This window comes from Bifidobacterium olomucense (assembly GCF_012932375.1).
Lineage (GTDB): Bacteria > Actinomycetota > Actinomycetes > Actinomycetales > Bifidobacteriaceae > Bifidobacterium > Bifidobacterium olomucense.
This window is the reverse complement of the sequence record NZ_JAAIIG010000015.1, coordinates 34,235-41,426: the sequence shown is the minus strand read 5'-3', so window position 1 is coordinate 41,426 and position 7,192 is coordinate 34,235. Positions and strand designations below refer to the sequence as shown.

7 protein-coding genes, 1 pseudogene and 1 CRISPR repeat array are annotated in these 7,192 nt (G+C 50.5%); of the genes and pseudogenes, 2 read left to right on the top strand and 6 right to left on the bottom strand.

What is annotated here, in order from left to right:
• A pseudogene (locus G1C97_RS11060) lies at positions 1 to 274 on the top strand (GH25 family lysozyme); the annotation flags it as partial.
• A gap of 76 nt (positions 275 to 350) precedes the next feature.
• Positions 351 to 614 (top strand): phage holin, encoded by a 264-nt coding sequence (locus tag G1C97_RS11055; protein WP_169241788.1) that lies wholly within the window; start codon positions 351 to 353, stop codon positions 612 to 614.
• 395 nt (positions 615 to 1,009) lie between these two features.
• On the opposite strand, the gene G1C97_RS11050 is transcribed toward G1C97_RS11055, so the two are convergent.
• The 6 genes from G1C97_RS11050 to G1C97_RS11025 all read right to left on the bottom strand — a co-directional run bounded on the left by G1C97_RS11050 (position 1,010) and on the right by G1C97_RS11025 (position 7,125).
• Positions 1,010 to 2,251: a Fic family protein gene (locus G1C97_RS11050; protein WP_205832627.1), complete on the bottom strand. Its 1,242-nt coding sequence runs from the start codon at positions 2,249 to 2,251 to the stop codon at positions 1,010 to 1,012.
• A gap of 211 nt (positions 2,252 to 2,462) precedes the next feature.
• Positions 2,463 to 3,235: a CRISPR direct-repeat array (repeat unit 33 nt; unit sequence ATTTCAATCCGCACCCTCCGCGAGGAGGGTGAC).
• Positions 3,236 to 3,562: 327 nt separating this feature from the next.
• On the bottom strand, positions 3,563 to 3,853 hold the full coding sequence (gene cas2, locus G1C97_RS11045; RefSeq protein WP_169241793.1) for a CRISPR-associated endonuclease Cas2: 291 nt from the start codon (positions 3,851 to 3,853) through the stop codon (positions 3,563 to 3,565).
• A gap of 5 nt (positions 3,854 to 3,858) precedes the next feature.
• Entirely contained in the window at positions 3,859 to 4,890 is a 1,032-nt protein-coding gene (cas1c, locus tag G1C97_RS11040) for a type I-C CRISPR-associated endonuclease Cas1c (protein ID WP_169241787.1), read from the bottom strand.
• A 3-nt stretch (positions 4,891 to 4,893) separates the two neighbouring features.
• Positions 4,894 to 5,604 carry a CRISPR-associated protein Cas4 gene (cas4, locus tag G1C97_RS11035; protein ID WP_169241786.1) on the bottom strand — a complete coding sequence of 237 codons (711 nt, stop codon included), beginning with the start codon at positions 5,602 to 5,604 and terminating at the stop codon, positions 4,894 to 4,896.
• 107 nt (positions 5,605 to 5,711) lie between these two features.
• On the bottom strand, positions 5,712 to 6,644 hold the full coding sequence (cas7c, locus tag G1C97_RS11030; RefSeq protein ID WP_169241785.1) for a type I-C CRISPR-associated protein Cas7/Csd2: 933 nt from the start codon (positions 6,642 to 6,644) through the stop codon (positions 5,712 to 5,714).
• Positions 6,637 to 7,125 carry a type I-C CRISPR-associated protein Cas8c/Csd1 gene (locus G1C97_RS11025; protein WP_470287754.1) on the bottom strand — a complete coding sequence of 163 codons (489 nt, stop codon included), beginning with the start codon at positions 7,123 to 7,125 and terminating at the stop codon, positions 6,637 to 6,639. Before G1C97_RS11025 ends, cas7c begins: the two co-directional genes overlap by 8 nt.
• Positions 7,126 to 7,192: the final 67 nt, after the last annotated feature.

Here is a 7,192-nt window from a genome sequence, read left to right as displayed (position 1 = left end):
ATGGGGCGAGACCATCTGGGGGCTCGCCGTCCAGTACGACGCATGGCCCCTGAGCGCATGGCATACGCCGTCCGGCGACATCAACCGGTACTGGGTGGGCGACGTGGTCACCTACAACGGCGGGGGATCAATGCAATCCCAGCCGGTACGGCAGTGCGTGACCCTCGTCTACGGCGACTACGTGAGCAAATTCTGGGCCGACTGGTGGAACGTGACCACCCCGTCCGGCAGCCCGCATCTCGTCTATCCCGGCGACGTGATCTGCCACAACTGACCCGAACCCGACCTGGGAACCTTGCACTCGATACCGGGCAAGGTTCCCAGGTTCCAACCACGGAATCGAGATTGACATGACCAAAGAAGACATTGAACCTAACACCGCCGGCACGGAACCAGCCATGCCGGATTGGCTGTTGCCGAACCGCGCCTACGACGTGCTCAAATGGCTCGCGCTGATCGTGCTGCCAGCCATCGCCACGCTCGTGCAGGCGCTCGGCCCCGTGTGGGGCTGGACGTGGGCCGATCCGGCCGCGACGACCATCAGCGCCGTCGCCCTGACCATCGGCGTCGTCATCGGCGCAAGCACCCTCAAGGCCCGCGCATCCAAGGCCTGACAAAACCAAGCCCCCGACCCTATCGCATCCAATGCGGCAGGGTCGGGGGCTTTTCGTCGTTTATGAAGTCGAATGCACTGTCGCATATAATAGAATGGACAACGAATATAGAGTGCCTTTAGAGTGCCCGACGTGGAACGGGACGCCCGGAGACATTGGAAACATTGGAAAAACGAAAGTGCCGCGACATTCAAGTTCTCCCCAACGTCTAAGAAGTGATTGTTGGGTAGCGTCGAGGGTCTTGAGATCCAATCGATTCCAAGACCCTGTTCGTTTCCGATATTATGCCGGAATATATTCGCGAGCCGAAGGTTGGGCTGAAGCCTTTCGGCAACCGCAACGAGCAATCAAGAGTGGTCTGCTTGTTTGCGATGCTGAACGAACTACAAGACGTACTACAACGCGAGGTCTCTTCTCAACTGTTCTGAAGCCCGCACTTTCATAGGACGTGTGCCGATTCTGATGGCAAGACCTGCATCCAGTAGTTCGCCGACGTATTTTCGCGCACTTTGCTTGGATAGTTTGAGATGATATGCTGCGTCATCCAAGGAAACGTATTTCATCGAATCGAACATCTCCTCCTGCATGAGGGAATACAGCAACTCGTCGGCATTGGCGGAAAGCCTATGTTCTTCGGAGATCCGTTTGCAGATGTCGCCGCCTTTAACGAGCCGATCAACTTTTTCTCCCAATTCGTCAATCAACTCGTCCTGGGCTTCTTGGATGAAGCCGAGTATCGTGTTCACGAAGAATGTGAGTTCCCCGCAGTTCAGCGTGTCCTCGGCTTCGGTGAACGCCTTGTAATAAGCGTTCTTGTTCTCGGCTATGGTCCTGGACAAGGAGAGCACGGTCGGCATGGTCAAATCGTGATTCAGATAAAGGGCCAGCAAATAGCGCCCCGTTCGGCCATTGCCGTCATAGAACGGATGTACATATTCGAACAGGAAATGCGACATGATTGCAGCCTGCAGACGTGGAATCGATTCCGATTCCGCCAAATGGATCATGTCGGCAAGCAGAGAACTGATGTTTCCCTCTCCCTTGACGCCGTTATGTATCGGCAGTCCGTGAGGGCCGAGCACCTCCACGTCGTCCTTGCGGAAGAGTTCGCCATCCGGCCTGTGCCTTTCTTCGATTTCATCCAACGCCACTTTATCGTAGATGGCGCGTATATCAGCTATATCGGCGGGAAGCGAGGCATCCTCACCGGTGAGGTTCAGATAGAGTTTCGCGAATTCGCTGAACCGTGTTTGTGATTCACCTCCTTCCTTCATCGATCGTTCCGCCGCCGCGACCGCAAGTTCGGTCTCTTTGCGAGTGCTGCGTACACCTTCCATATCGTTAGTGGCAAACAGTTCCTCGCTGATGGAATGCCTGATCCAGTCCCAACGCATCACGCCGGGTATCTGATTCCATAATCCTGATACGCGCCGTTCGGCGAGAAGTATATGCTCGGTGAGCATGCTCGTTTCACGTGGCGTGGCACAAAACAGTTCGCCTAATGGGGTGATGACGCCGGTGCGGAATGTGGACTCGACTTCAAGACGCTGCCTTGCAAGTCGATCATGATTGTTGTATGAATCGTTTGTTCTGTCGGCATGAAACAAACGTGCCAAGCTTCTATATTTCATACCCATAAGAACGGTTCACCTCTATTGACTGATGTTAAGTTATATAAACTATAAGATAGAAATGAATTGAAGTCAATATGGATGTGTATTGATGATATAATCTATCGTTTAAATACGACTGGATACAGCCCACAGTAGAGCTTATTCGCGTCATCTGAGGAGGTTCGTGCAATAGGGACAAGCGGTGATGCCGCCGACCAGCATCGCGTTCGTCACCTTTTCAATCCTCACCCTCCGTGAGGAGAGTGACTGCAAGCGGTCGCGGCATTTCACGCCGTTCTGGTTATTTCAATCCTCACCTTCCGTGAGGAGGGTGACTCCGGCATGGAAACGATTGGCGAGAAACTGGATTTATTTCAATCCTCACCCTCCATGAAGAGAGTGACACGTTGCCGCTGCGCCCTGCTCTTACACGCCTGAATTTCAATCCTCACCCTCCATGAAGAGGGTGACCGGGCGGCTACTACTGGGTGACGGTCTTCCAGAAATTTCAATCCGCACCCTCCGCGAGGAGGGTGACCGCCAGACCACGGGCGCGGCGGCGCGCTTGCCGCCATTTCAATCCGCACCCTCCGCGAGGAGGGTGACCGTGGGTGACCGGATGCGTGGGGTCGTTGCCCCAATTTCAATCCGCACCCTCCGCGAGGAGGGTGACTGAGGCTGGAGGCGACCACGCCGGCGACTTTGTTATTTCAATCCGCACCCTCCGCGAGGAGGGTGACCGTCGAGTCCTGCGTCCACACCTCCGACAGGGAATTTCAATCCGCACCCTCCGCGAGGAGGGTGACGGCCGCGCCGGTCTTGGCGAGCGGTTCGGCGAAATTTCAATCCGCACCCTCCGCGAGGAGGGTGACCATCAAAACCAGCACTCTACCTGTCTTATTCGTAATATTTCAATCCGCACCCTCCGCGAGGAGGGTGACTGCCGACCGTGGCCTTGCCGGCTTGCGGGTCGATATTTCAATCCGCACCCTCCGCGAGGAGGGTGACCGCATCCATGAGATATCCAGTCCACATTTTGGGCAGTATATTCACAGATATTTGCAGTCTATCAGCTATTCATCGCCTAAATCATCCTAAACTTATATCGCATCCTAAATATCAGAGACACCCAGCCACTATTGAGTTATCAAACGACAAATGAAGTCCGGAATATTGCCGAATCGCATAAAGATTATGCTCATCCCCCCATCAGCGGCGGTGCGAACCTCTGTTAGTTTTATGACAGCTCACACATCGCACCCATTCACGATATCGAGCATCGCGCCCCAGAAACAAACTCAGGTCAAACGAAGATACGCAGCACATCAAGCTGCCTTATATCAACATGACATCATCAACTGGCAAATGCCGCTGCTTACCGACATTTTCAATACGATCCGCATACTTCGCACCTAGATTGTAAAAACGAAGACTATCGCTTTCCATATCGATAATGTCATCCAGCTCATGACGAAGCTGCAAATAGTCTGACGGCGAAACCGAACATTCAAAAACACTGTTCTGCACACGCTGGCCATATTTCATACAAGCTTTCGACACGAGCCTCAAACGTCTTCTTCCGGAAGCCGTTTCAGTATTCACATCATATGCAACCACAACCATCATCATTATCACTTCCACATGAATGGAGGATAGGTATCTAAATCACCGCGTATGCATCGCGCCAACAACAATGACGGCACATGCGGAACCAATCCCCATGGAATCTTCTCTCCAAGAAAAGGATGAGTAATTTGTTCGGTCTTCCGCCGCTGCCACGCCGCAAGCACAACTTTTCGTCCTACATCAGTCAAAAATATGCCACCGTTTTCCCGTTCTTCAAAATGAGAAACCCGTACGGCACCAGTATTAACCAGAGTTAGAGCAAAGCGATCAGCCACAACCGGACGGAACTCTTCCATAAGATCTAAGGCAAGAGAAGCCCGACCCGGACGATCGACATGCAGAAATCCCACATATGGATCTAGACCAACTCCCTGTAGGGCTGCAACACAATCGTTCGTCAGCAAGGCATATGTAAACGATAGCAACGCGTTCATTCTGTCCATAGGAGGACGCCGGCTACGTTGCTCGAAGAAAAACGAATCCTTGTCTCGGAGGATCAAGTCATCGAACGTAAAGAAGTAGTCTTTTGCGGCCTTGCCTTCAATACCTCGTACCTCATCAACCGAAGTACAGGCCAAAATTCTTTCTAGCCCGTCTTTCAACAAAGCGCTCTGTTGCGTTAATCTTTCCACATTCACCCGTAATACATGATCACGCTTCGTTCGCTCTACAACCCAACGGCAGTTGAACACCTTCCCAATAACGAATGCAGCAGCGAACTCCCGAGCAGGACCTGGAGAATCCGCTCTGCGAAACTGTTCCCTTCGCAACAGAACGTTACGATTATTCTCGCCCAGCACCGAGCAATAGAACCGTCCATATGGCGAATAAAAAGACATGCCGACACCAAGACGAGTACATTTGCCCATCAGTGCAGGAGAAGCTCCTTTGTACGAAAAACTAAGAATCTGCTCAATAGAACGTAACGGAACCTTTGCCAAGGTCTTTTCACCATTCTGGACAACCACGTTGTCATTCTCCAACGAGAGATAAGCGTCCTCACTGGTTACGAACAACGTATTCAGCATAGTTCGCATTATTCACCTCCTCGATTCAATATCCTTAATTTCAGAAACGTTCATGATTTCACGAATACGCGCATTAATATAGACTCGTGCCGATTTCTTTTTTGATAGTTCAGGAAGACATATGTTTTTAAGCGAACATGCGCGGCATTCTTTCCCGATTCTGACTTTCGGTGTATGTCCACGCGTATACAAATCGTGCATCTGGCGGAACATTTCCGTTACCGCATTACGTAATGAATCATCAAATTCAACGATTTCTCGATGCCTTGTTCCCTGATAAAATAACGCTCCTTCACGTATATTGCAGGCCAGCATCTCTTCCAAGCATATTGCCTCAGCGCATAATTGCAGCCGATCAGCATCCTGCACTTTGGGCTGCCCATGTTTATATTCAATCGGATAAGGCAGCCACGAACCACTACGCCCTTGCAGCGGCACGCCATCCGGAGACATCCGAAACTCTACAACATCGCAGGCTCCAGTCACCCCTAATCGACGCGAGAATACCTTCAAATCGCGCAGAATCAGCAGCTCTCCTCGCTTTTCCGAAGCGTCATAATCATGTGCCCGCTCATGTTCCAGTGATCCGGCCGTAGTCAGCACATTGTCTTCCCACGACTGCTCAATATGAATCAACGCCCATTGTCGTCGACAAAATGAAAAATGTTGGATACCCGAAAGAGCCAACCAATCCTCTTCTGGATAACTTGTTGGTTCCACCACACAGACCCCTTTGCCTCATGTCTTTATAAGGTTCATCCAAAAATGAACTGCGCATATGAGCATGGCCGGGCTGATGGAAGAACCGCCAGCCCGGCCACACCGTCTACTTACAGTAGGCCATCAACCATTTCACTTACGGCAACAGAATCTGGAATCAAATCCTTGTTTACGTTCACTGCATAATCCCCAAAGCTACGCGTAATATCAACGCCATCACGTTTGCAAACGTCGATACTATCGAACAGCTTCCATGAAGGTGCATCGCCAAGCGCACTATCATGCTTGAACACATACAGTTTGCGCACCGCCATGTTGCCTCGCGCTGCAGAACGATCAAATTCAAACATGTTCAGAATTGACTGCCATAGCATGTCAAGATCTTCATCGCTGAACCCGGTGACATTTTGTGCGAGCTTTGCAGACACATAACCATTCATACGATACAAACCGTAAGGGATGATGAACTTGTTACCCATCGTATTATTTTTTTCCGCAGCATCCGCTTCCGTAGTCACAGCAACACGAGTGATGGAAATTTCCTGAATACTCACCGGATCGATCGAACGGGCAAATCCAAGCTGAACCGGACCGCGAACTTGCCCACAGGCCAGACTGCCTTTGACGAATGTCGTCATTACTGCGCCAAAAGTACGAATATCAAAAAAGTTCGCACACATATAATCACGTAGGCGACGATCCAGTTCAGGATCGTCTTTTTTCAAAGCTTTTATTTCCTTAGCAAAGTCCTTGTCTTCAGGCCTTGCATCAATGTGTTCAGCCTCCAATGCCTCACTATCAAGACGATTGAGTGTCTTCCGCTTCTGAATGTACATGCGCCACGGAGATTCTTCGCCCATAGCAGTTTGCACATAGTCGCGAATCTTACGTTTGATACACACATCAGTCACCAGTCCGTTACCGGTTTCAAGATCGACGCGCGGCATGTTACCCGAATCAGGGTCGCCATTCGGGTTACCATTTTCCACATCAAAGAGAATAGTGAAGTCATAACGGCTTTCAATGGGCTTGCGTTCAGTCATTGTCTGCTCCTTGGTTATCGTCTTTGATGGTCTTGTTGAATCGCTGTTGATTTTCGAAATAGTATCCGAGCTGGAAAGCCCCACGCTCTTCGAGCGTAAGTCTTGACGGATAGTGGTCACCCACCTTCCCGGTCAATTCGCCTAAAGCCTTTTCCAGCTTGACCTTATAGCCTTGCGACTGCCAGGTTTTACGCATATGTTTTGCTGCGAGATCACCTAGAATCGGGAATATACGGGCAGGAGTCGTGGATGCACTGGTGAAATATTTATCCTTAATCGTCGTATTAATGCTAGGAATGGCCGCCAACTGGATCTGTTCGTATATAGAGAACAACCGGCCAAGTATATATGGCGTGTAATCACTGTCTCTATTAATATCCACTTGCAGTACCTCCTTGAACTGCTCGTTTGTTGTTTTTCGTAAATAATATGCTTTGATAATTGCCGCTTTATCAGGCGAAATATCACGCTCAGCATTAATGCGTATCTCAATAGCATAATACCGCCGCTGGAATCGGTAATCGTAAAGTCCATACCAATCAACTCAC